The following is a 25,388-nucleotide window of genomic DNA, read 5'->3' as shown; positions in this document are numbered from 1 at the left end:
GCGAGTCATTTTCCGTTGTTTCGGAAAGATAATTAATAAGATTAAATTTCCGCAAAGGAAATTCAGCCGCAATTAATTATACACCTTGTTGTGGTGTCGTTTTTTTATTTTTAATTGTCCCAATAATCGTCATTTTTAATCTTTTCAGATACTGTTTTGATGAATTGGTTATATTTTTCAATTGGCTCAAATTCCAACAATTCAGGGTTTTCAGTCAACCATTTTTCTATAATTCCTGAAGTCCAAATTTCAGGTAACTTTTCATCGTCCAGATAGTTTGACATAAAAGCAAATTCATTTACCATAGTCAATTTATCAAAATCATATTCCGATTTATCTGCTGGGAAATTTTCAATGACATATGACTGATGACAACATTGTAAATGTTCAGCATAAAGTTTGGTGAAAAGCAGAGTCACATATTTTTCGTGAGCATTTTTGTCAATAGTTCTTAATTCTCTAAATCTTTTGATGATGTTTTTGGGAATTGAGTCTAAAGCAGATGAACCTTTGGGTGAGAAATTCAGAGCAAATTCAGAAACATCTTTCTTATAGTTTCGAGTTTCCAATTCCGATTGAGTTTTCAATTCAGATTCAGAGTGGGGTCCGTTTTCAGTTTTTTCCTGTTTCTGATTACAGTAAAACAACAAAAATAAAATCGGTAGAAAAAGTACTTTATTTAAATTCACAATGTTTCTCTTAAATGCACCACAACTGATTATATATTCAATTTTATTAAGCATACGAAACGATTAAAGCCTTATATACTTACTTTTTATTAAAAAATAACTCAGAAAAATAAAGGAATAGGAGGAAGTATCTATCACTTTTTCATTTTTCAACAAGTTAAAGAAAAGAAATTTTTTATAATAAACAATAGAATATCTGTAAATAAGTGATAAAGTGAAAAAAAACCTAAATTTAATTATGGTTAAAAAGGAAAATTAAATTTCTTCATCGAACATTTTTTCAAATTTCCATAAAGATACTTTTCGTATTCTTTGCATTCGATCTGATAATTCAGCATTATAAGTACATCGAGGAGGATCAAAGCCAATCCAATTAGGAAAATAACGCTTAGCCATAGTGTAAATACTTCTATCAAAACGCTTAGAACGCATGAAATTTTTATCATTTTCTATACCAATGACTAAATATGTACGATAAGAAATTACATATTTAAAAGCTTCAGGTAAAGGCCATTTTGCCTCCCCAAGACCTTCGTCTTCATATGTAAAAGACTGAGAAAATCCTTCAATTTCCATTTTAGGATTTTCAATATCAGAAGTTGTAGGCAAACTATTACGATATCTAATAAATGTTATCCAAAACCAGATTCGTAAATAAAGACTTATGAGCATTAGTTTTTAAATTATACCAATAAAAATAATAAAAAGGTCTCGACTGCGCTCGACCAGACACATTTAATGACATTAATTAATTGAGAACAATACAAAAGCAATTAAAAATAAGTTTTTTTTCAAATCTTTTTTATTGTGTTTCCTGCGCAAAATCTATGGAAAGAAATAATTTATTCGCAGGTATATAGATTACTTCACTGTAAAATAAATGTTCGATTTATAGTGATCGAAAAAAATTAATTCTCTAACTGAGATTAAAGCTTAACCTATTGATAAGAATTTTAAAAAAATCAAGGTAGAAGGTTAGCCGAAAGATGAAAAGCTGTATGAGCTTTAGGGAGTTCTTTTCATCTGTGGTTGTTGATACCTTAGTATTTTTAAATTCTTATCATTTTCAGTCTTGATTTTTACTCCTTTGCATCAAGGAAAAGGAGAGGAAATATAGGTTATTTACATATTGATATAAATTATTATTTTTTAGTGTTTTAAAAAATGTCGATGGTAGTGCTTTTGAGATATAAAAAGCGTTTCGAGAACAATTTCGAAGTTAAAATTCTTATTCTCGATACATTTTTTCTTCATTTAATTGCGAAAAACCACTCGAATTGACAGAATTTTATTCAAAATGTTCGAAAGTTATATTAATAGATTTTTACGTTTCCCTTCGCTTTTACTAAAAGAAAACTTAAATTAGTTTTAAGTATGGTGATTTAGACTGTCGAAATCACAGAAAAGAGATTCATTTTTACAAATCAATCTCTTTTAAAGCCTTGATGTTATTACGCTCTAAGAAAGCATCAATAGTTTCAAAATGCTCAATCACACGTTGATCTTTAAATTCAAAAACTTTTTGAGATAAACCTTGTAGGAAATCACGATCGTGAGAAACCAAAATTAAAGTTCCGTCGTAATCCAATAAGGCTTCTTTAATCACATCTTTCGATTTTAAATCTAAGTGATTTGTAGGCTCATCTAAAATTAATAAGTTCACAGGCTCCAATAATAATTTAACCATCGCCAAACGCGTTCTTTCACCCCCAGAAAGTACTTTTACTTTCTTTTCTAAATCGTCTCCGCTAAACATAAAACGACCTAAAATATTTTTAATCTGCGTACGAATATCACCTTCGGCAACTTCATCAACCGTTTGGAAAATCGTTAATTCAGGATCTAATAACGAAGCTTGATTCTGAGCAAAATAGCCAACTTTAGCATTATGACCTAATCCACCTTCACCTTCAAAATCAATTTCGCCCATTATAGCTTTAATCATGGTAGATTTTCCTTCACCATTTCTACCCACAAAAGATACTTTTTCACCACGAGCAATGGCAAAACTAGCTTCTTTAAAAACGACATGATCACCATACGCTTTTGTCAATTCACTAACTTTAACCGGATAATCACCAGATCTTGGAGAAGGAGGAAAGCGTAATTTTAAAGCAGAAGTATCTACTTCATCAATCTCTACAGGAACTAATTTTTCTAACATTCGCTCACGAGAAGCCACCTGATTGGTTTTAGAGTAGGTTCCTTTAAATCGCTCAATAAATGCTTTGGTTTCTGCAATAAACTTTTGTTGTTCTTCGTAAGCCTTTAATTGATGTGCTCTACGTTCTTTTCGTAATTCTAAATAATGAGAATAATTTGCTTTATAATCGTGAATTGTTCCCATTGTAACTTCTATAGTACGATTAGTAATATTATCAATAAACGCTTTGTCGTGAGAAATGACTACAACAGCTTTAGCTTTGTTTAATAAGAAGTTTTCTAACCAAATTACAGATTCAATATCAACATGGTTAGTAGGCTCATCTAGTAGAATTAAATCAGGTTTTTGTAATAAGATTTTAGCCAATTCAATACGCATTCGCCAACCACCACTAAACTCAGAAGTTGCTCTGTCGAAATCTTCAGGTTTAAAACCTAAACCTTTTAAAGCTTTTTCAACTTCAGCTTCATAATTAATCTCTTCTAAAGCATAGTATTTCTCACCTAAATCCGAAACACGTTCTATGATTTTCATATACGCTTCAGATTCGTAATCGGTACGCGTTTCTAATTGCTTATTTAAATCATCCATTTCAGCTTTCATATCAAAAACTGATTTAAATGCTTTTGAAGTTTCTTCTTTTACAGTACAATTATCTTCAATCAATAAATGCTGAGGAAGGTAAGCAATCACTGTATCTTTAGAACAACGAATTCCTCCTTTTGTAGGAGAAGTTAATCCTGCAATAATCTTCATCATGGTAGATTTTCCTGCTCCATTTTTACCCATTAAAGCGATTTTGTCATTTTCATTAATCACAAAAGAAACATCGCTAAATAAAGCACTTCCGTTAAATTCAACTGTTAATTGATCTACTGATATCATAGTGTTATTTTATAATGTCGCGAAAATAATGATTTTAGAATTGTAGATCTTTTAATTTTAGTAGAAAATATGACTAATTATTTCTATAAATAAGGTGAGTTCTGTATAAGAATATATGGTGTCAAAATTGTCAGTTCTAGTGATTTTCGATAGAAAATCGTATCGAGAAAGGCAATTTTGGTTCTAAGTTAGTTCTCGATACATCTCAATATCCATCGGGATACTCGAACTAACATCTTTTAATCATATTGAACCCAACATAAATAGAGATTAAAAATCGTACTGTTTATTTTTTAATTAATTTTTTAGGTTATAAAATCAAACATTTCGATGTAAATTGTTTAATAAAAAACATTACGAACTTTTTTTTGGTTGATTTAAAAAATATCTTATAAATTTGCAACAGAAAAATAATTATAATGACTTTTATTCAATTACATCATCATCATCATCATATTTGCACTCAGGCGAATTGATAGTGATATGTATGTAATAACAATCATAAAATTAAAATCCGTTTGAGTAAGTCAAACGGATTTTTTTAGTTTATAAAACTTTCAAGAGTCTAAAGATTTACTCAAACAGCAACACAAAATAACAATGAGTAAATTAAGATTAGCAGTTCAAAAATCAGGTAGATTAAATGAAGAATCCCTTAAACTTTTAAAGGCAATAGGTATTTCTATCGATAATGGGAAAGATCAACTAAAAGCATCAGCTAGAAATTTTCCTTTAGAGGTATTCTTTTTACGCAATGGTGATATTCCGCAATATTTAAGAGATGGCGTTGTAGATATTGCTATTATTGGAGAAAATTTAATTCTAGAGAAAGGAGAAAGTATCGAAGTAGTTGAAAAATTAGGTTTTTCGAAATGTAAAGTTTCTATAGCAGTACCTAAAACATCAGAAATTTCTAGTTTAAAGGAATTAGCTGGTAAACGTATTGCTACTTCATATCCAAAAACTGTAGAGAAATTCTTAGAAAAAGAAGGAATTACAGCTAATTTACACATTATTAACGGATCTGTTGAAATTGCACCAAATATTGGTTTAGCAGATGCGATTTGTGATATTGTATCTAGTGGAAGCACATTATTCAAAAACAATTTAAAAGAGATTGAAGTTTTATTAAAATCGGAAGCTGTTTTAGTAAAGTCGCCAAAACTTTCTGAAGAAAATGAAGCAATTTTAAAAAAAATTCAGTTCAGATTACAATCAGTTTTAAAAGGTAGAGAGAATAAGTACGTGTTATTAAATGCACCGAACGATAAGTTAGAAACTATTACTAAGATTTTACCAGGAATGCGTAGTCCTACTATTTTACCATTAGCACAAGAAGGATGGAGTTCTGTTCACTCAGTAATTAATAAGAACGATTTTTGGGATGTAATTGATGAATTACGTGAAGCAGGAGCTGAAGGAATTCTAGTTTGTCCGATTGAAAATATGGTACAATAAAAATATTAATAACAAAAAGTAGATGTCAGTTCGAGTGTTTTTTATGAAGAGTTATCGTAATAAAATATGTATCGAGAACAATTCGATTAACGAAAACTTCTCGATAAAAAATTATTCTTCATTACATTACAAATAATTTCACTCGAAGTGACATTTAGAGTAGATATATAATTATAATTTAACAAATTGTAATATCATGAAACAATACGACAATCCAGATCAGAAAGAATGGTTAGACTTGTGTAAAAGAGCACAGTTTGATAAATCTACATTAGATGAAGTTGTGACTAATATTTTGGAAGATGTAAAAGAAAATAAAGACACAGCTTTATTCAAATATGCTGAACGTTTTGATGGTGTGAAATTAACTTCTTTAACTGTAAATCAAGAAGAAATTAAAGAAGCAGTAAATGAAGTATCTGAAGACTTAAAACAAGCGATTATTTTAGCAAAAAATAATATTGAAAAGTTTCACGAATCTCAGAAGGAAGCTCCACAAAAAATTGAAACTACCAAAGGCGTATCATGTTGGAGAAAATCTGTAGGAATAGAAAAAGTTGGTTTATACATTCCTGGTGGAACAGCACCATTATTCTCAACGATTTTAATGTTAGCTATTCCAGCTAAAGTTGCAGGTTGTAAAGAGATCGTGTTATGTACACCATCAAATAAGGAAGGAAAAGTTAATCCAGCAATTTTATACACAGCGAATTTAGTTGGTGTAACTCAAATTTTTAAAGTTGGAGGAGCACAAGCAGTTGGAGCTATGACGTATGGGACGGAAACTATTCCGCAAGTATATAAAATTTTCGGACCAGGAAATCAATATGTTACTAAAGCGAAAGAATTAGTGCAACAATCTGGAGTGGCTATAGATATGCCAGCCGGACCGAGTGAAGTTTTAGTAATAGCAGATGAAACTTGTAATCCTAGTTTTGTTGCGGCAGATTTATTATCGCAAGCTGAACACGGAGTAGACAGTCAAGTGATTTTATTATCAGATAGTGAGACTATAATTTCAGAAGTGAACAAAGAAGTAGGAAAGCAATTAGCAGAATTACCAAGAAATGAGATTGCTCAAAAAGCTTTAGAAAATAGTAGATCATTATATTTTTCTGATATGAATACCTGTATTGAATTTAGTAATGAATACGCCCCAGAACACTTAATTATAGCTTCAGAAAAAGCTGATAATTTCATTGATAAAATAACTAACGCTGGTTCTGTGTTCTTAGGAAACTATAGTTGTGAAAGTGCAGGAGATTATGCTTCAGGAACAAATCACACGCTACCGACTTACGGTTATGCGAAGAATTATAGTGGAGTTTCGTTAGATAGTTTTGTAAAGAAAATTACCTTTCAAAAGTTATCTAAAGAAGGAATAAACAATATTGGTAATGCGATTGAATTAATGGCGGAAGCAGAAGGTTTACAAGCGCACAAAAATGCAGTAGCGTTACGATTAAATTCTATTAAAAGTTAAATTGTCACCTCGAGCGAAGTCGAGAGGTTATTTAGATCTCGACTCCGCTCGATCTGACATATCAAGTAAATAATGAAAACAATCAATTTAGAAAATATAGTTAGAGAAAACATTTTAAATCTAACGCCATATTCATCAGCAAGAGACGAATTTAAAGGAACTGCAGATGTATTTTTAGATGCGAATGAAAATCCTTACGGAACATTAAATCGTTATCCAGATCCACATCAAAGGGAAATCAAGGAAAAGTTAGCGAAAATCAAAAACGTTGAATCGAGTCAAGTTTTTATAGGAAACGGAAGCGATGAAATTATCGATTTAGCTTACAGAATCTTTTGTAAACCCGGAGTTGATAAAGCATTAACATTCTCACCAACTTACGGAATGTACGATGTTTCTGCAGGAATCAATAATGTAGAATTAATCAAACAACCATTAATTAATGATTATCAGATTAATTTAAATCAGTTACAACCGTATTTAGATGACCCGAAAGTGAAAATCATTTTTGTATGTTCACCGAACAATCCTACAGGAAATTCTTTCAATATAGAAGATGTAGAATACATTCTAGATAATTTTGATGGCATTGTTATTATAGATGAAGCGTATATCGATTTTAGTGAACAAGCATCATTTATTAGTAAAATTAACGATTATGAAAATTTAATTGTTAGTCAGACATTCAGTAAAGCTTGGGGATTAGCAGGAGTTCGTGTTGGAGCGGCTTATATGAATGAAAAACTAATGGATTTATACAAACGTGTAAAACCGCCATATAATGTAAGTGTTTTAAATCAAGAAGCTGTTTTAGAATCGTTAAACACATATGAGTTAGTTCAAGCAAATATTAAAGCAATTTTACAAGAACGAGATAATTTGAGAGAGAAATTAGCTGGATTGAAAATTGTAAATAAAATTTATCCTACAGATGCTAACTTTTTATTAGTGAATGTAGATAATGCAGATAAAACGTATGATTTTTTAATACAAAAAAAGGTAATTATTAGAAACCGTAACAAAGTAGTTCATAACTGTATTAGAATCACTGTAGGAACACCTGAGGAAAACGATAAATTAATTAAAGCATTAAACGAATTAAGTTAATTGTCACTTCGAGCGGAGTCGAGAAGTTATTAAGATCTCGACTCTGCTCGACCTGACATTTTAAAACGAAAATAAAGTGAGCAAAAAAGTATTATTTATAGATAGAGACGGAACTTTAGTAATAGAACCACCAATCGATTATCAATTAGATAGTTTAGAAAAATTAGAGTTTTATCCTAAAGTATTTCGTTACATGGCTAAAATAGCTGAAGAGCTAGATTACGAATTAGTAATGGTAACCAATCAAGATGGATTAGGAACAGATTCTTTTCCTGAAGATACATTTTGGCCTGCACAAAATAAAGTGATTACAGCTTTTGAAAGAGAAGGAGTTGTATTTTCTGAAGTAGTAATTGATAAAACTTTTGCTCATGAAAATGCACCGACTCGTAAGCCAAGAACCGGATTATTAACACATTATTTTTCTGAAGAATATGATTTAGAGAATTCTTTCGTCTTAGGTGATCGTATTACGGATATGGAATTAGCGAAAAATTTAGGAGCAAAGGGAATTTACTTATCTGAGAATCCAGAATTAGGAGCAGATGAAATCGAAGCTTCTAAACAAGAAATTGTCGGTTGTATTGCTTTAACAAGTACAGATTGGGCAGCCATTTACGAGTTCTTAAAGTTAGAAGATCGTGTTGCAGAGATTACAAGAAATACGAACGAAACTAAAATTTATATCAAACTGAATTTAGATGGTTCTGGTAAAAATGATATTGATACAGGATTAAAGTTTTTCGATCACATGTTAGATCAAATTGGTCGTCATGGAGCAATGGATTTAACCATCAAAGTAGACGGAGATTTAGAAGTAGATGAACATCATACTATTGAAGACACGATGATTGCTTTCGGAGAATTATTCAATAAAGCTTTAGGAAATAAATTAGGTATAGAACGTTACGGTTTCTGTTTACCAATGGATGATTGTTTGGCGCAAGTTGCTGTTGATTTTGGAGGAAGAAACTGGTTAGAATGGGATGCTGAGTTTAAGCGTGAGAAAATAGGAGATATGCCAACAGAAATGTTCTTCCACTTATTTAAATCATTTACAGACGGAGCGAAATGTAATTTAAATATTAAAGCCGAAGGTGTAAACGAACATCACAAGATAGAAGGTATTTTTAAAGCTTTTGCTAAGGCGATGAAAATGGCTGTTAAGCGTGATGCAAATAAAATGTTTTTACCAAGTACTAAAGGGCTACTTTAGTGGCTAGTATTAAGTTTTGAGTACAAAGTTTACTATTTTGAAAACTTAATACTTAATACTAATTACTCAATACTAAAAAAGAATGAAATTAGTAATAATAGATTACGGAGCAGGAAATATAAAAAGTATTCAATTTGCTTTTAAACGTTTGGGAGTAGATGCTGTGTTAACCAATAACGTAGCTGAAATTCAGAATGCAGACAAAGTGATTTTTCCAGGTGTAGGAGAAGCAAGTTCTGCAATGCAAAAACTAAGAGAAAGCGGATTAGATAAAGTGATTCCAACTTTAAAACAACCTGTTTTAGGAATTTGTTTAGGAATGCAGTTAATGTGTAATTCTTCAGAAGAAGGAGATACAAAAGGTCTAGGTATTTTCGAAGTCGATATAAAACGTTTTTCTAACGAAGTTAAAGTTCCACAAATGGGATGGAACACGATAACAGATTTAAAATCTGAATTATTCAAAGGCATAAAAGAAGATGAATATATGTACTTAGTACATAGTTTTTATGCTGAAGATTGTGAATACGCCATAGCTTCTACAGAATACGGAGTAAAATATGCAACAGCTTTACATAAAGATAATTTCTACGGAACGCAATTTCATCCTGAAAAAAGTGGAGTAGAAGGAGAAAAGATTTTAAAGAACTTTTTAGCTTTATAACTTAAAATAGAATGGAAAGTAGAATGAATTATAAAAAGTGGGCTTTTAAACTGTTATTGTACATCATTATTATCAATATATGTGTGGCTTTTTTACCTTTTTTTACGCATAGTTTAAATATCTTGGTTTTATCAATTATAGCAGATATATTATTTCTGGCAGGTATTTCACTAACTATTGCATCAATTAAGAATAAAGAAGAGAAAGATTATCAGTATTATTTTTCAATTACAGGTTATCCTATTTTAATAATATTATTCGTTTTAATAACCTTTATAATTAAATAAATGACACAAGAAGAGAAACAAATCATTTTAGAAACATATAAATGGATTAAAGTTAAAAAGTATGTAGATGATCAATCTCTATCTAGGGAAGAGCGTTATAAAAGATTAGAAAAACATCATTTAGAAGAGACCAATTTTTTGATTGATAAAATTAGAGAAGTAGTAAAGGAATTATAATTACTAATTTGATGGAGTTAATTTATTTCATTTATCGTTTGATATTATTCAGATAATACATGTAATTATAAAAATGAAGGCTTGTAGCTAACTGCCAAAAGCCAAAAATCTAAAACTAAAGAACAACTAACAAAATGAGAATTATACCAGCTATAGATATTATAGACGGAAAATGTGTCCGTTTAACAAAAGGCGATTACGATACAAAAAAAATATATAATGAAAGTCCAGTTGAAGTTGCTAAGGAATTTCAAGATGCTGGAATCGAATATTTACACGTAGTAGATTTAGATGGAGCTAAATCAAAACACATAGTTAATTACAATATCTTAGAACAAATTGCTGTAAAAACTAATTTAAAAATAGATTTTGGAGGAGGCCTTAAATCTGATGAAGATGCTAAAATAGCTTTTGAAAGTGGAGCAAATCAAATAACAGGAGGAAGTATTGCGGTTAAAAATCCTGATGTGTTTATTAATTGGATTAAAGAATATGGCGCTGACAAAATAATTCTTGGAGCAGATTGTAAAAATCGTAAAATAGCTACACATGGATGGATGGAAACCTCTGTAGTTGACGTAGTAGAATTTATTGTTGATTATGTAGAAATAGGCATTACAAATGTAATTTGTACAGATGTAGCTAAAGATGGGATGTTATCAGGTACATCAAACAAACTTTATAAAGAAATCCTTGATACAACTAGAGTAAATTTAATAGCTAGTGGAGGAGTTGCAGTAATTGATGATTTATATAAGGTTAAAGAACTAGGTTGCGAAGGAGTAATTATCGGTAAGGCTATCTATGAGAATAGAGTTAGTTTAAAAGAATTAGAAAATTTTATAGTTTCAAATAGTTAATGTTATGAATGAAGAATTACTTAATGAATTTAAAGAGCAAATCATTTTTAGACTTGACGAAAGTTCAAGAATGAATATGAAATCTCTGGCTTTAATTTCTGAAGAAGATGTATGGAAACGTTTTAATCAATCATCAAATAGTATTGGTAATTTGATTTTACACCTTTGCGGAAATATAACTCAGTATGCCATTGCTTCTCTAGGGAATAAAGAAGATCAAAGAAATAGAGATTTAGAGTTTTCTACAGAAAAAGGATATACAAAAGCAGAATTATTGAGTAAACTTTCAGCAACAGTACAAGAAGCAAAACGTACCATTTTAGAAACTTCTCAAGAAGAGTATTTGAGAAAGAGAAAAGTACAGGGTTTTAATTTTTCAGGAATAGGAATAGCAATACATGTTACAGAACATTATTCTTATCATACTGGTCAAATTGCATTTTGGATTAAGCAATTAAAAAATAAAGATCTTGGATTTTATGATGGTATCGATTTAACAGTAAAAAATAAACAGTAACATGTTAACAAAAAGAATTATTCCTTGTTTAGATATAAAAAACGGAAGAACTGTAAAAGGTGTCAATTTCGTTAATTTAATAGATGCTGGTGATCCAGTTGTATTAGCTAAACAATATGCAGAAATAGGAGCAGACGAATTGGTGTTTTTAGATATTGCAGCTACATTAGAAAATAGGGGAACAACTTTAGAAATGGTAGAAAAAGTTGCCGCACAAGTAAACATTCCATTTACAGTTGGAGGAGGAATTTCTTCTGTAGAACATGTAGATGCATTGTTAAAATGTGGAGCAGATAAAGTTTCTATCAATTCATCAGCAGTAAAAAGACCAGAGCTGGTAAATGAATTATCTCAAAAGTTCGGAAGTCAATGTGTAGTTGTAGCAATAGATGCAAAACAAATTGATGGAGAATGGAAAGTACATTTAGCTGGAGGAACGATTCCTACAGAATTAAATCTTTTCGATTGGGCTAAAGAAGTAGAAGAAAGAGGTGCAGGAGAAATCTTATTTACTTCTATGGATAATGACGGAACTAAAGCAGGTTTTGCTAATAAAGCCTTAGCAAGGTTATCAGAAGAACTAAATATTCCAATTATCGCTTCTGGTGGTGCAGGTTCTGTGCAACATTTTGTAGATACGTTTATAGAAGGAAAGTCAGATGCAGCATTAGCAGCTAGTGTTTTTCACTTCGGAGAAATTCCAATTCCTGAGTTAAAACAAGAATTAAAAAATCAGAATATTCCAGTTCGTTTGTGAGGTACAAAAATGACATTTGATAAAAGTTTTGAAAATCAAGGTAACAGAGTGGACTAAAAGATGAAAAGCTGTTTGAACGAAGTGAGTTCTTTTCATCTGTGGTAGGTAATACCGTAGTATTTTCTTAAATTTTTATCATAAGTCTTGATTTTTTGATTCGTTTTGTATCAAGACAAAATAGATACTAAAAGTATAAAAATGAAAAGGAAAAAATTATTTCTAGATGATATTAGAACCATAGATATGGTTTATGATGTGTCAGAAGAAAAAGACTATGATATTGTAAGAACTTACGAAACGTTTGTTACTTACATAAAAGAAAAAGGATTACCAAAGTTTATCAGTTTTGATAATGATCTTGGATTAGATAAAAATGGTGAGGTTGCTCTAGATGGATATGCTGCTGCAAAGTGGTTAGTATATGAATCTGGATTAGATTTATCAGAATTAAAATATAAAGTACATTCTGCAAATCCAGTAGCAGCAGAACAAATAAGAGGATTATTAAATAATTATATCAATTTTTTAAATAGAAAATAAATGTCAACTCGAGCGCAGTCGAGAGGTAGTATTTTAAATAAATATATCAGTAGGTCTCAACTGTGCTTGACCTGACAGCAAAAACATAAAAATGAAAATAGATTTTACTAAAAGCAGTGATGGGTTAGTACCTGTTGTGGTTCAAAACAATAATACTTTACAAGTTTTAATGTTAGGATACATGAACCAAGAAGCATTTGAAAAAACTGAAAAAGAACAAGTAGTTACCTTTTTTAGTAGAAGTAAAAACAGATTATGGACCAAAGGTGAATCGAGTGGGAATTTTTTACATGTAAAAGATATTCAAATCGATTGCGATAATGATACGGTATTAATCAAAGCAGATCCTAAAGGCCCAACTTGTCATAAAGGTAATACCTCTTGTTTTGCTGAAGAAACTCCTAAAGGTTTCTTATATGAGTTAGAACAAATTATCCACGATAGAATTGATAACAATGTTGAATCTTCTTACACGAACAAATTATATAAAAGAGGAATTAATAAAGTAGCTCAAAAAGTAGGTGAAGAAGCCGTAGAAGTTGTAATTGAAGCTAAAGACAATAACGATGAGTTATTTACGAATGAAGCTGCAGATTTAATGTACCATTACATTATTTTACTAAAAGCTAAAGGATTTACTTTAAAAGACATTGAAGCTGTTTTAAAAAGCAGGCATTAATAGTTTTTATTTATTTAGTACTATAATCAAAGAAAAAAGTAATCTCTAAAAACAGATGTTACGACAGCAAAAATAAATAAGACAATATATCGGTGAATTCCTTTGTCTGTTTTTTACTTGGATTATTTTTCTATAGATAGTATCAATTATTGCATAAACTATAGCAATGCAAGTAAAAGTTAAAAAGGTTAATAGTAACGTAATCATTGTCTTACTTCTTCGTTAACTTAAACTTGAATATTAAAAAGAGGTAATTAAAAAATACAGACCAAGCGCTTAGTTTTAATTTAGGTAATTTTCCTAAACCTAGGCGTTTTATTTGTGCTTCATACCAAATAATATTCATCATTCCATCAATTCCTTTTACTCCTGTTTTATTAATATTTACAGGAAATGTTGATCGAGATTCATTTAAAATTTCATTTCCAATATTTGGAAATAAGCAGTATGGACGCGCAAGTCCAACAACATCTAATTTTTCAGAAGCAATTGCATCTTGCATTACAGAAACGGTTCTAAATCCTCCAGTTAACATTAATGGAGTTTTAGTAATAGCTCTTGCTTTTTCGATATAATCAATAAAATAAGCTTCTCTTTCTTTGGTACTTTGCTTACGATTTCCCATCATCATTGCAGGGGCTTCGTAAGTTCCTCCAGAAATTTCAATTAAATCAATTCCAGCTTCAGAAAGCAACTCAATAACCTTCATTGAATCTTCTTCATTGAATCCGCCTTTTTGAAAATCAGCAGAGTTTAACTTAATTCCAATCGGAAAATCTGCACCTACTTGTTTTCTAATTTCTTTATAAACTTCTAAAACAAACTTAGCTCTCTTTTCAAAACTTCCTCCCCATTCATCTTCTCGAACATTTGCATAAGGTGATAAAAACTGACTTACTAAATATCCATGTGCACCATGAATTTGAACTCCTCCAAAACCAGCTTCTTTTAAAATTCTTGAAGTAGTTCCGAAACGTTTAACAATATCAAGGATTTCATTGTGGGTTAAGGCTTTTGGAATTTTAGTTGTTGCTTTTTTCCTTCCTTTAGATTTTAATGGAATTGCAGATGGAGCTTTTAAAACACTATTAATTTGATTCATTGCTTGTCGCCCAGGATGATTAATTTGTACCCAAAGTTGAGTGTTTGTTCCTTGTACAGAATTTGCCCATTTTTGTAATTTTTCGAAATGACGTTTGTCTTCTACAACTACATTCATAGGTTCACCAAGAGCTTTGCTATCAATCATTACATTACCCGTAATTAATAATCCAGAACCGCTTTTTGCCCATTTTTTATAAGCATTTATTAAAATTGGCGTTGGTTCGTGAGTTTTATTAGATAAGTTTTCACTCATTGCAGATTTAGCGATTCTATTAGCTAATGTGGTTCCGTTTGGAAGTATTAACGCATCTTGTAGTATAGTCATTGGGTCGATTAAAAAAGTATGTAATTTACTTAATTCTTAAAAATACTTAATACATCTAAATTACTCAGATATAAAATGAAAAAGTTTAGAGAATAGTTTTCATGAATACCTATTTTTGCAGTTCATTTTTTAGTGAATGATTTATGAAGTTTAGTGAACACATTGTATCTAACTATAAACCTAAAAACCTAGCTGTAAAACTTTCTAGTAAAGGAGAACAGCATGTAATAAAAAAGCATCCTTGGGTATTTTCAAACAGTATTGAAAAGATTAGCAATGAACCTAAAACTGGAGATTTAGCTATTATTTTTAGTAAGAAAAGAAATAAGGTTGTTGGAATTGGTTTGTATGATGCAGATTCACCAATTCGAATAAAAGTTATTCATAATGAAAATGAAAAAGCTACTATAAATGCTGAGTTTTTTAAGACTAAAATTGAAACAGCTTACAACAAACGCCAAAAATTATTAGAAACAAATACCAATAGTTACCGACTTATTTTTGGTGAAAATGATGGGTTTCCATCTTTAATCGCTGATGTATATGCTAATGTCTTGGTGGTGAAATTGTATTCTGAAATTTGGTTACCTTTTTTACAAGATATATTACAAAGTTTACAGCAAGTTTCTAAAGCGGAAACTGTTGTGATTCGTTTAAGTAGAAATGTTGAGAAATCTCCAAATCATAATCTGAAAGACGGAGAAGTAATTTATGGGGTTTTAGAAGATGAGGTGGTACAATTCGTAGAACACAGTGTAAACTTTTCCGCAAATGTGATTAAAGGACATAAAACAGGGTATTTTTTAGATCATAGAGCAAATAGAAAACGAGTAGGAGAGTTGAGTAAAGGAAAACGTGTTTTAGATGTGTTTTCTTATGCTGGCGGATTTTCAGTTCATGCATTGTATAATCAAGCAAAAGAAGTAACCAGTTTAGATATTAGTAAACAGGCTTTACAGATTGCTATTGAAAACGGAAAATTGAATGATTATTCTGGAGTTCATAAAACTATAGCTGGTGATGCTTTTGAAGAATTACGAAAGTTAATTCAGCAGAATGTGAAATTTGATGTTGTTGTTATAGATCCACCAAGTTTTGCAAAACAAGCTTCAGAAATTGATTTAGCAGAGAAAAAATATAAACAATTAGCGAAATTAGGTGTACAACTTACAGCTAAAAACGGATTGCTAGTTTTGGCTTCTTGTTCATCTAGAGTTGTTGCTGAGACTTTTTTTAGTATTAATGAAGAAACATTAAAAGCATCAAAAAGAAGATTTAAAATAGATGCTAAAACTTACCATGATATCGATCATCCTATTGGTTTTCCAGAGGGAGCATATTTAAAATGTGGCTATTATCAATTTTTAGATTAATTTATACAATTTGATAATAGAATAAGCATTACCTTAGACCAATGAACAGACAACAATTACTTATTCTATTATCTTTTTTTTCAATTTATTTTATCTGGGGTTCCACCTATTTATTAAATAAAATTGCAGTTGCAGAATTACCACCTTTATTTTTAGCATCTATTCGTTTTGGTGTAGCAGGAATATTGATTCTAATTATCGCTAAACTTTTAAAAAAGTCATTAAAAGTTACTAAAAAGCAATTATTAAATTTAACAATAGCAGGTTTTTTATTTTTGGTGTATGGAAATGGAGTTTTTGTATGGGCTTTAAAATATGTAGATAGTGGTTTCGCAGCTTTATTAGCTTCTACTCAACCACTATTTGTATTGTTTTTATTACGTTTAATAGACGGGAAGAGAATGCAACAAAAATCGATTATTGGTGTTTGTTTAGGAATTTTAGGAATGTATCTTTTAGTAAGTCAGAAAACAATTGCTACTTCAGAAGGTATGATTTTAGGAATTTTTATGATTCTTTCTTGTGTGTTAAGTTGGAGTTACGGTAGTGTATTTGTTTCTAAAGCTAATCTTCCCAAAAACTTCTTTGTAAGTACTGGATATCAAATGACAATAGGAAGTGTTTTATTATTTTTTTGGAGTCAGGTTTTTGGAGAAGATATCACTTCAATTTATTCAATAAGTAATAAAGTACAATGGTCGATTGTAATGTTAATTGTGTTTGGAAGTATTATTGCATTCACTTCATTTAATTATTTATTGAAAGTTGTATCACCAGAGAAAGTGTCTACTTCAGCATATGTTAACCCAGTAATTGCTTTGTTATTAGGATGGTATTTTCTAGGAGAAAAACTTACAAATCAGTCAATAATAGCTTCTTGTGTTTTATTAACAGGAGTATATTTTATTACTTCAAGAAAAAGAATTACTAAACAAAAAGTTCGACCTTCTCAAAAAACATAAGAAAAAAATAATTCGTGTAGGGTAGGAATTTTTAAATGTGAATTGTAGTATATATATAATCCACTAAATTTTTTATTGATATGAACACGAAAAAAGTTTTGAATTATGTAATGTATACTGCAATTACTGTTACAGTATTATGGGGAACATTTTTTTTAATGGTACAACACTTTAAAAATTTACCTATTATTTAAAAGTATATATTTTAATTGCTGTGTGGTGATTTTACCACCAAACTATGAAAACTTTGTATAGCTCGCCATTATTTTTTTTCAACCAGGATAATGGAGAGTTTTTTTTATTTAAAAACAGTGCTAATTTTTCTTTAAAATCTTCAAATGATAACCAATCTACATTGTAATGTGGTTTTACTAACCAATTGTGTTTTGTTGGGATAAAAAACTTACAATCTTCAAATAAATTTAACTCTTTTTCATAAATATAAAATCCTTCAATACATTCGTTATTAATAACAGGAAAATCTTTTTCTAAATCATTTATATGAGGAAATAATTGAGCTTTAAAAAGTACTTTCTGATGAATATCTTTTACATTTAAATTATATTTTTTTAAGGCTTCAATAGTTTTTTCGTGATATAATAATGGAAGTTGTTTATGAATTAACTTTTTATATTTTTGATAAAAACTATCATTTCTATTGGGTCCAATCCAATGTTCAATTTCAGAATTTCCCACAGAAGAATCATATAAGTAAAACTTATAAATGATTTCTAAATGATGAGGTATATTGTTTTGTAAAAGTATACAATCAAGTTCTCCTACAGTTATTTTATGATTCTGTATTTGTAGATTTTCAGTAATAATATTAATGCTTTCGTTTTCATTAAGTTCATTAAAAACAAATTGTTCTACTAGTTTTCCTAGTCTAGGATTGTCATTAATTTTTAATTTAAATAAATCAATATAATTTAATTGATAACCAGTGAATTGATGAAGATTATTTAAAGTTTTTGTCCATAAAGGTTTTGTTTCTAAATAACCTTGATATTGTAATTGTATTTCTTTGTTTTTAAAATGCATTAATGTTAAATAATTCTAAATAATATTACTTATGATTTTCAAACTTGGTGTAAAAATACAAATAGCCGTATTTTTATAGTATGATTAATCAGTTTAAAAAAGGACTGCGTTTTGAAAAATTTGAAGAAAAGCAGATTCCGCCATTCGACAAGCTTTTTGATATTTTCAAAGAGTTGATCACATACACTTCTGGTGATTTCGATGAAGCATTCGAATGGTTAAAACAATTAGACAAAGAATATAAATTAACCACGCCTGAATATACTTTAGACGATTTTCTTGAAGACTTAAAAAACAAAGGTTACATCCGAGAAGAGTTTGATGATCCAAAAGATGGAACAGGAAATGGTGATGGGAAATTAAAAATCACTTCTAAAACAGAACAAGCTATTCGTCAGAATGCTTTAGATCAAATTTTCGGTAAACTTAAAAAAAGCCGTTTAGGAAACCATAAAACGAAAACCACAGGTCAAGGTGATGAACGCACAGGAGAACTGAGAAACTTTCATTTTGGTGATGCTTTAGATCGAATTTCTATGACAGAGAGTATTAAAAATGCTCAAATTAATAACGGAATAGGTAATTTTTCACTAACTGAACAAGACTTAGTTGTAGAAGAAACCAATTTTAAAGCTCAAATGAGTACGGTTTTAATGATTGATATCAGTCATAGTATGATATTGTATGGTGAAGATAGAATAACACCGGCAAAAAAGGTAGCAATGGCTTTAACGGAGTTAATAAAAACACGTTATCCGAAAGACACTATCGATATTTTAGTTTTCGGAAACGATGCTTGGCCAATTTCTGTAAAAGAACTTCCGTATTTAAAAGTCGGTCCGTATCACACAAACACTGTAGCAGGTTTACAATTGGCTATGGATATTTTACGAAGAAAACGTAATACCAATAAACAAATTTTTATGATTACCGATGGTAAACCAAGTTGTTTGCGTCTACCAGATGGAACATATTATAAAAATAGTAATGGTTTAGATAAATACATTGTTGAGAAATGCTATAATATGGCTTCTCAAGCAAGAAAATTACACATTCCAATTACTACATTTATGATCGCTCAAGATCCATATTTAATGCAATTTATCCGTCATTTTACACAAGCAAATCAAGGAAAAGCATTTTACACAGGACTTAAAGGTTTAGGAGAAATGATTTTTGAAGATTACGAACAAAATAGAAAAAAAAGAATACGAGGAATATAAATTATGAAGTATACTGAAATAAAAACATTTGGAGCTTTAAAAGAAGCAGGTTATGAATCGATTTCTATTAAAGATGAATTAAGGAATAATTTAATTAAAAAACTAAAGAATCAAGAAACTGTTTTTGAAGGTGTATGGGGCTATGAAAATTCTGTAATTCCAGAGCTAGAAACAGCAATATTATCTAAACACAACATCAATCTTTTAGGATTAAGAGGACAAGCTAAAACTAGATTAGCTCGTTTAATGGTTAATTTGTTAGATGAGTATATTCCTGTTGTTGGAGGTTCGGAAATTAATGACGATCCTTTCAATCCTTTGTCTCGTTTTGCTAAAGAATTAATAGCAGAGCGCGGAGACGATACACCAATTACTTGGTTGCATAGAGATGAACGTTTCTTTGAAAAGTTAGCAACTCCAGACGTAACTGTAGCAGATTTAATTGGAGATATTGATCCGATAAAAGCCATGAATTTAAAATTGAATTATGCAGATGATCGTGTAATTCACTTCGGAATGATCCCGAGAGCTAATCGCTGTATTTTTGTAATTAACGAAATTCCCGATTTACAGGCTCGAATTCAAGTTTCTCTATTCAATATACTTCAAGAAGGAGATATCCAAATACGTGGTTTTAAACTACGTTTACCGTTAGATATTCAGTTTGTTTTTACTGCAAATCCAGAAGATTATACAAATAGAGGTAGTATTGTTACGCCATTAAAAGATAGAATAGGATCACAGATTTTAACACATTATCCGAAATCAGTGGATATTGCAGAGAAAATTACAGAGCAAGAAGCTAAAATTTTACAAGGACAAAAAGACACTGTTTACGTGCCTAAATTAGCTAAAAGATTAGTTGAACAAATTAGTTTTGAAGCCAGAGAAAGTGAATATGTAGATGTAAAAAGTGGTGTAAGTGCTCGTATGAGTATTTCTATATTTGAAAATTTATTGAGTACAGCTGAACGCAGAAGTTTGTTAACTGAAGATGATAAAACATCAATTCGATTATTAGATTTCTTTGGTACAATTCCTGCAATTACTGGAAAAATAGAATTGGTATACGAAGGTGAACAAGAAGGAGCAGATGTTGTAGCGCAATCTTTAATTAGCAGTGCTGTAAAAACAATTTTTGTTGAACTTTTCCCAGAAATCAAAAAGCTAAAGAGAGAAGATGAGGAAACTCCTTATGATGGAATTTCTCAATGGTTCTATTCAAAAGATGCGATTGAATTATTAGATGATATGGATGATACTTATTTTAAAGAACAGTTAGATAGTATAACGCCTTTAAATACTTTAATAAGTACACATCAACCTGAATTTCCTAAAGAAGATTTGTATTTCTTAAAAGAGTTTATTCTTTGGGCTTTGTCTGAATATAAAATTTTAAATAAAGAACGTTTTACTACAGGTTTTCAATTCAATGATCCATTAGCAAATTATATTAGAGGAATCTAAAACTAGAAATATAAAATTTTAATGGCTCAGTTTTTATGCTGAGCTATTTTTTAAATTTTGAGATGAAAGTATTTAAAATTTTAATGATTGTCTCACTAATTATATCGTGTAAAGAGACAATAAAGACAAATATAAAAACAAGTATTACTGAAAAAGAATCTAATAGAGATAGTATAGTAATTTCTTTTCAGAAAATATTAGATAGAGAAAAATTAAAGGGCTCAATTCTTGTTTACGATGTGCATAAGAAAAGATATTTTTCTAATGATTTTAATTGGGCAAAAACAGGGAAATTACCAGCATCAACTTATAAAATACCAAACTCTATAATTGCTTTAGAATTAGGTATTGTAGATAATGATAGTACACTTTTAAAATGGAATGGTAATCCTAGAAGATTCAAGTTATGGCAGCAAGATTTAACATTTAAAAAGGCATTTCATTATTCTTGCGTACCATGTTATCAAGAGATTGCTAGGAAAATAGGAGTAAAGCGAATGCAAAATTATCTGGCTAAGTTAGATTACGGTGATATAAAATTTGATTCTACTACAATAGATAATTTTTGGCTTCAAGGAAACTCAAAAATCACACAATATGAACAAATTAATTTCTTACGTCGTTTTTATAATACTGAACTACCAATAAATAAGAGAACAAATAGTATTATGAAAAAAATGATGGTTATAAATGATAATGAAGTTTATAAGTTAAGCGGTAAAACAGGTTGGTCTATCGTAGATGAAAAAAGTAATGGGTGGTTTGTAGGTTTTGTAGAACAGAAAGACAATGTAATTTTTTTCGCTACAAATGTTGAACCTTCCCCAGAATTTGATATGAGTTTATTTCCAAAATCGAGAAAAAAAATAACGATGGAAGCTTTAAAGAGTTTGAACTATTTGGATAAAAAATAAAAAACTCACCAAAATCATAGCTTTATTGATGAGTTTTTTTGCGATTTGTAAACAAACTTAAAATTATATCTTTCTTTTTAGCTTTTTTTAATTTCTAATTCATTTTTAATTAACTAATTCATTTTCCTTTTTCAAATCAAAAATACCTCAAGTGTATCTTTTTTACAACTTATATTGAGTGTAAGTGTTTTTTTATCAGGTGTATATAATGTTATAATTAGTTATATGTAATTTTTATTTATGTAGGATTTTTATTTTGAATCTAGTTTATGTCCCCAAATAGCATAATAAAGTATTATTGCGTAGCAAGGAAATAGAACCCAATAACTACTCGTAGAAGCGCTAGCTAAAGCTTCTACTTGATTAATTCCTTCAGAAATTAAATCTTTTTTATTCACATCAACTATTCTTCCATATAGAGGAGGTATTATGGCTCCACCAGCTATAGCCATAATTAACAGGGCAGAAGCTGTCTTTGTAAATTTACCTAAACCTTTTAAAGCTAGAGGCCATATTGCTGGCCAAACTAAAGCGTTAGCAATACCTAAAGCAGCAACAAATAATATAGAAGTAAATCCTGTTGTATTTATAATTAAGAATGTAAAAATTAAGCCTAAAACGGCACTTATTTTTAAAGCTAAGCCTTGACTTAAATATTTAGGAATTAGTATAACACCTAACGCATAAGTAGCTATCATTGCCATTAAAGTAAAAGTAGTAAAGAATTTAGCTTCAGAAGCTGAAACACCTAAAGAGATTCCATAAGCAATAATAGTGTCGCCAGCTATTACTTCTGCACCTACATAAACAAATAAAGCTAATACGCCTAACCATAAATGAGGAAATTGAAAAATACTTGTTTTATCTTTTACATTAATTGTTTCTTGATTGATATTATTAGAAGCTTCAATTTTTGGTAAGGGAGCCCATTTGATTAAAATTCCTAAAATAAAAAGTGCTAAGGCCATTATAATATAAGGCGTTATTACGCTATTTGCCATAGTATCTAAAAGTTCAGCTTTTTTAGAAGCATCTGAAGATGCTAGTTCGTCTTTAACCTTATCTATACCAGAAAGTAACAAAGCTCCAAATAAAATAGAACCTAATGAACCAGCTACTTTATTAGCTATTCCCATTATTGCTATTCGTTTAGCACCACTTTCTATGGGACCTAAAATTGTTATATATGGATTAGCAGCAGTTTGTAAAATAGTCATCCCCGTTCCTTGAATAAAAATACCTATTAAGAATAATGTATATGTTCTAGAGTTAGCAGCTGGTATGAAAACTAAAGCTCCTATTCCCATGATAATTAAACCAATAGACATTCCTTTTTTATAACCTACTCTATTAAGAAGAAAAGAAGCAGGTAAAGCCATAATTACAAAAGAAATGTATGAAGCAGATGCAACAAGATATGATTGTGCTTCAGTTAATTCGTTAATGGTTTTCATAAAAGGAATTAAAGCTCCATTTATCCAAGTAACAAATCCGAAAATAAAAAATAAGCCAGCGATTATTACAATAGCTGTTTTGTAGTTGTTGTTAGTATCTCTTATCACTTTTAAGTTCTTTTTATATTAAAAGAGATAAGTATATGTACAAACATTAAAAAAAATAAATTTTTTCTACGTTCGACATAATTTTCACGCTGAATAATTATAAATAAACTAAGTACTACGTTTGATTTAAAATTATTTTTTTAGTGGTATTAATATACTTTCTGCCAATAGTTATTCTTTTTTTTCCTATTCCGATTAAATTTCCTTCAATAGAATCTACTTTATCTAAAGCTATAGTATACGATCTATGAATACGAATGAACTTTTTACTAGGTAATTCTTCTGTGATACTAGTTAAAGATTTATGGACAATAAAATTATTATCATTAGTATATATTTTTATATAATCTTTTAAACTTTCAATGTAAAGAATATCTTGGTATTTAATTTTAACTAATTTTTTATCAACTTTTAAGAAAATGAAAGAATCTGGTTCATTTAGAGATTTTTCAGCATTTTGTTTTAAATATAGTTGTTGATTTAATTTATTAATAGATTTGAGAAATCTAGCAAATGGAATTGGTTTTACTAGATAATCTAAAACATTTAACTCAAAACTGTCGGCAGCATATTCTCTGTAAGCTGTTGTAATTATAATATAGGGTTTAATAGAAACACTTCTTAAAAAAACTAAACCATTCATTTTAGGCATGTTAATGTCTAAGAATATAACATCTATTTTGTTTTGCTCTAAAGTAGTTAAAGCTTCAACAGGTGTATTAAATTTACCAACTATTGAAATATTTTGAAATTCTTTTAAATGATTTTCTATTACTCTAATTGCTAGAGGTTCATCATCAATAATAATACAATTTAAGTTCATTTTAATTCTTGTGCTATAGAGAAATAGTTAATAAAACTTTAAATATATTTTCCTCCTTTACTATATCTAAATTATATTTGTCTTTATACAATAAATCTAATCTTCTTTTTACATTTTTATTTCCAATACCTTGTATTTTTTTCATAGAATCTGAACTTTCATAATTATTCTCTACCGAGAAAAATAAAATATTATTTTCTTTAAGTTCTATATTAATATGAACATAAAAATTATCACTTTTTTTTCCGTGTTTAAAACTATTTTCAATAAAAGAAAGAAATATTAAAGGAGCAATTTCTATTTTATCTAAATCTCCTTTAATATTAATTTTAAAATTTGATTCTTTTTCATATCTAATTTTTTGTAAATCAACATAGTCTTTAATATACTCGACTTCTTTAGATAATTTAACTTTATCCTCTTTAACTTCATATAAGACGTATTGCATAATATTAGAAAGTTTTAAAACAACTTCAGGAGCAAGGTCTGACTTATCTAATGTTAAAGCATATAAATTATTTAAAGTATTAAAAAAAAAATGAGGTTGAATTTGCATTCTCAAAAAATTTAATTCGGTCTGTAAATTAATTTTTGAGAGTTTTTCAAGCCTTTGACGTTGGTTTATCCAATCTATTATTAATTTAATTGTAGTAACCAATGCTAAAACATATAATTCACCTAATGTAACAGCTAAAATATGATTAAAGGTGAAGGCTTCTTGGTGTCCAGTAGCTTCTGGCCAAATATTTTTTGAAACAAGAAAGTAATTAAGTCCTGTACGAACTATATAATGAACATTTAATGATATTAATAAAAGTATTATATAGGTTTTATATTTTTTTTGAGCTAAGAATTTTGGAATAAAATAAAGTAAATTAATATAAACTAAAATTATATGTAATGGAAATTCTACTAAGTTAGATTTTAAAGAATACCAATAATCATCAAAATAACTACCCCAACGAATAATATTAAAAGAGAAATAACTTAACCAAAAAAGTAAGTGAAACTTAATAGGAATAGCTATGTTAGGTATTATCTTACTAGAATTTAAACTCATGTATTGTGAATACTATTTTTAGGTTTAAGTTCATAAAATTATGATTTTTTT

Annotated in this window: 24 protein-coding genes; 16 read left to right on the top strand and 8 right to left on the bottom strand. The window is 29.3% G+C overall.

Annotation, left to right across the window (positions count from 1 at the left end; genetic code table 11):
- Positions 1 to 110: 110 nt before the first annotated feature.
- The 3 genes from AC2TEO_RS02865 to AC2TEO_RS02855 form a co-directional block, all read right to left on the bottom strand.
- Positions 111 to 743, bottom strand: coding sequence for a hypothetical protein (locus AC2TEO_RS02865; protein ID WP_442266654.1), 633 nt, complete (start codon positions 741 to 743; stop codon positions 111 to 113).
- A gap of 201 nt (positions 744 to 944) precedes the next feature.
- Positions 945 to 1,361 (bottom strand): hypothetical protein, encoded by a 417-nt coding sequence (locus AC2TEO_RS02860; RefSeq protein ID WP_442266653.1) that lies wholly within the window; start codon positions 1,359 to 1,361, stop codon positions 945 to 947.
- Positions 1,362 to 2,106: 745 nt separating this feature from the next.
- Positions 2,107 to 3,738, bottom strand: a complete 1,632-nt coding sequence (locus tag AC2TEO_RS02855) for an ABC-F family ATP-binding cassette domain-containing protein (protein ID WP_442266652.1) — start codon at positions 3,736 to 3,738, stop codon at positions 2,107 to 2,109.
- A gap of 600 nt (positions 3,739 to 4,338) precedes the next feature.
- Between AC2TEO_RS02855 and hisG the strand changes: the two genes are divergently transcribed.
- From hisG to hisIE, 11 genes are all read left to right on the top strand, one after another.
- Positions 4,339 to 5,196: an ATP phosphoribosyltransferase gene (gene hisG / locus AC2TEO_RS02850; RefSeq protein ID WP_442266651.1), complete on the top strand. Its 858-nt coding sequence runs from the start codon at positions 4,339 to 4,341 to the stop codon at positions 5,194 to 5,196.
- Between the two features lie 196 nt (positions 5,197 to 5,392).
- On the top strand, positions 5,393 to 6,679 hold the full coding sequence (gene hisD, locus AC2TEO_RS02845) for a histidinol dehydrogenase (protein ID WP_442266650.1): 1,287 nt from the start codon (positions 5,393 to 5,395) through the stop codon (positions 6,677 to 6,679).
- Between the two features lie 72 nt (positions 6,680 to 6,751).
- On the top strand, positions 6,752 to 7,786 hold the full coding sequence (gene hisC / locus AC2TEO_RS02840; protein WP_442266649.1) for a histidinol-phosphate transaminase: 1,035 nt from the start codon (positions 6,752 to 6,754) through the stop codon (positions 7,784 to 7,786).
- 76 nt (positions 7,787 to 7,862) lie between these two features.
- Entirely contained in the window at positions 7,863 to 9,002 is a 1,140-nt protein-coding gene (gene hisB, locus AC2TEO_RS02835; protein WP_442266648.1) for a bifunctional histidinol-phosphatase/imidazoleglycerol-phosphate dehydratase HisB, read from the top strand.
- 82 nt (positions 9,003 to 9,084) lie between these two features.
- Positions 9,085 to 9,666, top strand: coding sequence for an imidazole glycerol phosphate synthase subunit HisH (hisH, locus tag AC2TEO_RS02830; RefSeq protein WP_442266647.1), 582 nt, complete (start codon positions 9,085 to 9,087; stop codon positions 9,664 to 9,666).
- A 287-nt stretch (positions 9,667 to 9,953) separates the two neighbouring features.
- On the top strand, positions 9,954 to 10,130 hold the full coding sequence (locus tag AC2TEO_RS02825; protein WP_442266645.1) for a hypothetical protein: 177 nt from the start codon (positions 9,954 to 9,956) through the stop codon (positions 10,128 to 10,130).
- A gap of 134 nt (positions 10,131 to 10,264) precedes the next feature.
- Positions 10,265 to 10,990: a 1-(5-phosphoribosyl)-5-[(5-phosphoribosylamino)methylideneamino]imidazole-4-carboxamide isomerase gene (gene hisA, locus AC2TEO_RS02820; RefSeq protein WP_442266644.1), complete on the top strand. Its 726-nt coding sequence runs from the start codon at positions 10,265 to 10,267 to the stop codon at positions 10,988 to 10,990.
- Between the two features lie 4 nt (positions 10,991 to 10,994).
- Positions 10,995 to 11,507 carry a DinB family protein gene (locus AC2TEO_RS02815; protein ID WP_442266643.1) on the top strand — a complete coding sequence of 171 codons (513 nt, stop codon included), beginning with the start codon at positions 10,995 to 10,997 and terminating at the stop codon, positions 11,505 to 11,507.
- Between the two features lies 1 nt (position 11,508).
- Positions 11,509 to 12,264, top strand: a complete 756-nt coding sequence (gene hisF, locus AC2TEO_RS02810; protein WP_442266642.1) for an imidazole glycerol phosphate synthase subunit HisF — start codon at positions 11,509 to 11,511, stop codon at positions 12,262 to 12,264.
- 198 nt (positions 12,265 to 12,462) lie between these two features.
- Positions 12,463 to 12,804: a cyclic-phosphate processing receiver domain-containing protein gene (locus tag AC2TEO_RS02805; protein WP_442266641.1), complete on the top strand. Its 342-nt coding sequence runs from the start codon at positions 12,463 to 12,465 to the stop codon at positions 12,802 to 12,804.
- 91 nt (positions 12,805 to 12,895) lie between these two features.
- Positions 12,896 to 13,483, top strand: coding sequence for a bifunctional phosphoribosyl-AMP cyclohydrolase/phosphoribosyl-ATP diphosphatase HisIE (gene hisIE / locus AC2TEO_RS02800; RefSeq protein WP_442266640.1), 588 nt, complete (start codon positions 12,896 to 12,898; stop codon positions 13,481 to 13,483).
- Positions 13,484 to 13,694: 211 nt separating this feature from the next.
- On the opposite strand, the gene AC2TEO_RS02795 is transcribed toward hisIE, so the two are convergent.
- Positions 13,695 to 14,912 (bottom strand): NADH:flavin oxidoreductase/NADH oxidase family protein, encoded by a 1,218-nt coding sequence (locus tag AC2TEO_RS02795; RefSeq protein WP_442266639.1) that lies wholly within the window; start codon positions 14,910 to 14,912, stop codon positions 13,695 to 13,697.
- A gap of 143 nt (positions 14,913 to 15,055) precedes the next feature.
- Between AC2TEO_RS02795 and AC2TEO_RS02790 the strand changes: the two genes are divergently transcribed.
- Both AC2TEO_RS02790 and AC2TEO_RS02785 read left to right on the top strand, forming a co-directional pair.
- On the top strand, positions 15,056 to 16,285 hold the full coding sequence (locus AC2TEO_RS02790) for a class I SAM-dependent rRNA methyltransferase (protein ID WP_442266638.1): 1,230 nt from the start codon (positions 15,056 to 15,058) through the stop codon (positions 16,283 to 16,285).
- A 41-nt stretch (positions 16,286 to 16,326) separates the two neighbouring features.
- Positions 16,327 to 17,247 carry an EamA family transporter gene (locus AC2TEO_RS02785; RefSeq protein WP_442266637.1) on the top strand — a complete coding sequence of 307 codons (921 nt, stop codon included), beginning with the start codon at positions 16,327 to 16,329 and terminating at the stop codon, positions 17,245 to 17,247.
- Between the two features lie 225 nt (positions 17,248 to 17,472).
- On the opposite strand, the gene AC2TEO_RS02780 is transcribed toward AC2TEO_RS02785, so the two are convergent.
- Positions 17,473 to 18,288 (bottom strand): DUF1853 family protein, encoded by an 816-nt coding sequence (locus AC2TEO_RS02780; RefSeq protein WP_442266636.1) that lies wholly within the window; start codon positions 18,286 to 18,288, stop codon positions 17,473 to 17,475.
- A gap of 80 nt (positions 18,289 to 18,368) precedes the next feature.
- Between AC2TEO_RS02780 and AC2TEO_RS02775 the strand changes: the two genes are divergently transcribed.
- The 3 genes from AC2TEO_RS02775 to blaOXA all read left to right on the top strand — a co-directional run bounded on the left by AC2TEO_RS02775 (position 18,369) and on the right by blaOXA (position 21,892).
- On the top strand, positions 18,369 to 19,511 hold the full coding sequence (locus tag AC2TEO_RS02775) for a vWA domain-containing protein (protein ID WP_442266635.1): 1,143 nt from the start codon (positions 18,369 to 18,371) through the stop codon (positions 19,509 to 19,511).
- A gap of 3 nt (positions 19,512 to 19,514) precedes the next feature.
- A complete protein-coding gene (locus AC2TEO_RS02770) occupies positions 19,515 to 20,978 on the top strand; it encodes an AAA family ATPase (RefSeq protein ID WP_442266634.1) in 1,464 nt (487 codons plus the stop codon).
- A gap of 62 nt (positions 20,979 to 21,040) precedes the next feature.
- Positions 21,041 to 21,892, top strand: coding sequence for a class D beta-lactamase (gene blaOXA / locus AC2TEO_RS02765; protein WP_442266633.1), 852 nt, complete (start codon positions 21,041 to 21,043; stop codon positions 21,890 to 21,892).
- A gap of 251 nt (positions 21,893 to 22,143) precedes the next feature.
- On the opposite strand, the gene AC2TEO_RS02760 is transcribed toward blaOXA, so the two are convergent.
- The 3 genes from AC2TEO_RS02760 to AC2TEO_RS02750 all read right to left on the bottom strand — a co-directional run bounded on the left by AC2TEO_RS02760 (position 22,144) and on the right by AC2TEO_RS02750 (position 25,337).
- A complete protein-coding gene (locus AC2TEO_RS02760; protein WP_442266632.1) occupies positions 22,144 to 23,454 on the bottom strand; it encodes a sugar MFS transporter in 1,311 nt (436 codons plus the stop codon).
- A 115-nt stretch (positions 23,455 to 23,569) separates the two neighbouring features.
- Entirely contained in the window at positions 23,570 to 24,277 is a 708-nt protein-coding gene (locus AC2TEO_RS02755) for a LytR/AlgR family response regulator transcription factor (RefSeq protein ID WP_442266631.1), read from the bottom strand.
- A 13-nt stretch (positions 24,278 to 24,290) separates the two neighbouring features.
- Entirely contained in the window at positions 24,291 to 25,337 is a 1,047-nt protein-coding gene (locus tag AC2TEO_RS02750) for a sensor histidine kinase (protein WP_442266630.1), read from the bottom strand.
- Positions 25,338 to 25,388 lie beyond the last annotated feature (51 nt).

The sequence above is a fragment of the Tenacibaculum aquaeponti genome, assembly GCF_057221555.1.
The sequence above is the reverse complement of the archived record's forward strand: the minus strand, read 5'-3'. Positions and strand labels throughout refer to the sequence as shown.

Excerpts from the sequence above, each read along its gene's own strand:
- AC2TEO_RS02865 (WP_442266654.1), bottom strand. The coding sequence starts at position 743 with ATGCTTAATAAAATTGAATATATAATCAGTTGTGGTGCATTTAAGAGA.
- AC2TEO_RS02860 (WP_442266653.1), bottom strand. The coding sequence starts at position 1,361 with ATGCTCATAAGTCTTTATTTACGAATCTGGTTTTGGATAACATTTATT.
- AC2TEO_RS02855 (WP_442266652.1), bottom strand. The coding sequence starts at position 3,738 with ATGATATCAGTAGATCAATTAACAGTTGAATTTAACGGAAGTGCTTTA.
- hisG (WP_442266651.1), top strand. The coding sequence starts at position 4,339 with ATGAGTAAATTAAGATTAGCAGTTCAAAAATCAGGTAGATTAAATGAA.
- hisD (WP_442266650.1), top strand. The coding sequence starts at position 5,393 with ATGAAACAATACGACAATCCAGATCAGAAAGAATGGTTAGACTTGTGT.
- hisC (WP_442266649.1), top strand. The coding sequence starts at position 6,752 with ATGAAAACAATCAATTTAGAAAATATAGTTAGAGAAAACATTTTAAAT.
- hisH (WP_442266647.1), top strand. The coding sequence starts at position 9,085 with ATGAAATTAGTAATAATAGATTACGGAGCAGGAAATATAAAAAGTATT.
- AC2TEO_RS02825 (WP_442266645.1), top strand. The coding sequence starts at position 9,954 with ATGACACAAGAAGAGAAACAAATCATTTTAGAAACATATAAATGGATT.
- hisA (WP_442266644.1), top strand. The coding sequence starts at position 10,265 with ATGAGAATTATACCAGCTATAGATATTATAGACGGAAAATGTGTCCGT.
- AC2TEO_RS02815 (WP_442266643.1), top strand. The coding sequence starts at position 10,995 with ATGAATGAAGAATTACTTAATGAATTTAAAGAGCAAATCATTTTTAGA.
- hisF (WP_442266642.1), top strand. The coding sequence starts at position 11,509 with ATGTTAACAAAAAGAATTATTCCTTGTTTAGATATAAAAAACGGAAGA.
- AC2TEO_RS02805 (WP_442266641.1), top strand. The coding sequence starts at position 12,463 with ATGAAAAGGAAAAAATTATTTCTAGATGATATTAGAACCATAGATATG.
- hisIE (WP_442266640.1), top strand. The coding sequence starts at position 12,896 with ATGAAAATAGATTTTACTAAAAGCAGTGATGGGTTAGTACCTGTTGTG.
- AC2TEO_RS02795 (WP_442266639.1), bottom strand. The coding sequence starts at position 14,912 with ATGACTATACTACAAGATGCGTTAATACTTCCAAACGGAACCACATTA.
- AC2TEO_RS02790 (WP_442266638.1), top strand. The coding sequence starts at position 15,056 with ATGAAGTTTAGTGAACACATTGTATCTAACTATAAACCTAAAAACCTA.
- AC2TEO_RS02785 (WP_442266637.1), top strand. The coding sequence starts at position 16,327 with ATGAACAGACAACAATTACTTATTCTATTATCTTTTTTTTCAATTTAT.
- AC2TEO_RS02780 (WP_442266636.1), bottom strand. The coding sequence starts at position 18,288 with ATGCATTTTAAAAACAAAGAAATACAATTACAATATCAAGGTTATTTA.
- AC2TEO_RS02775 (WP_442266635.1), top strand. The coding sequence starts at position 18,369 with ATGATTAATCAGTTTAAAAAAGGACTGCGTTTTGAAAAATTTGAAGAA.
- AC2TEO_RS02770 (WP_442266634.1), top strand. The coding sequence starts at position 19,515 with ATGAAGTATACTGAAATAAAAACATTTGGAGCTTTAAAAGAAGCAGGT.
- blaOXA (WP_442266633.1), top strand. The coding sequence starts at position 21,041 with ATGAAAGTATTTAAAATTTTAATGATTGTCTCACTAATTATATCGTGT.
- AC2TEO_RS02755 (WP_442266631.1), bottom strand. The coding sequence starts at position 24,277 with ATGAACTTAAATTGTATTATTATTGATGATGAACCTCTAGCAATTAGA.
- AC2TEO_RS02750 (WP_442266630.1), bottom strand. The coding sequence starts at position 25,337 with ATGAGTTTAAATTCTAGTAAGATAATACCTAACATAGCTATTCCTATT.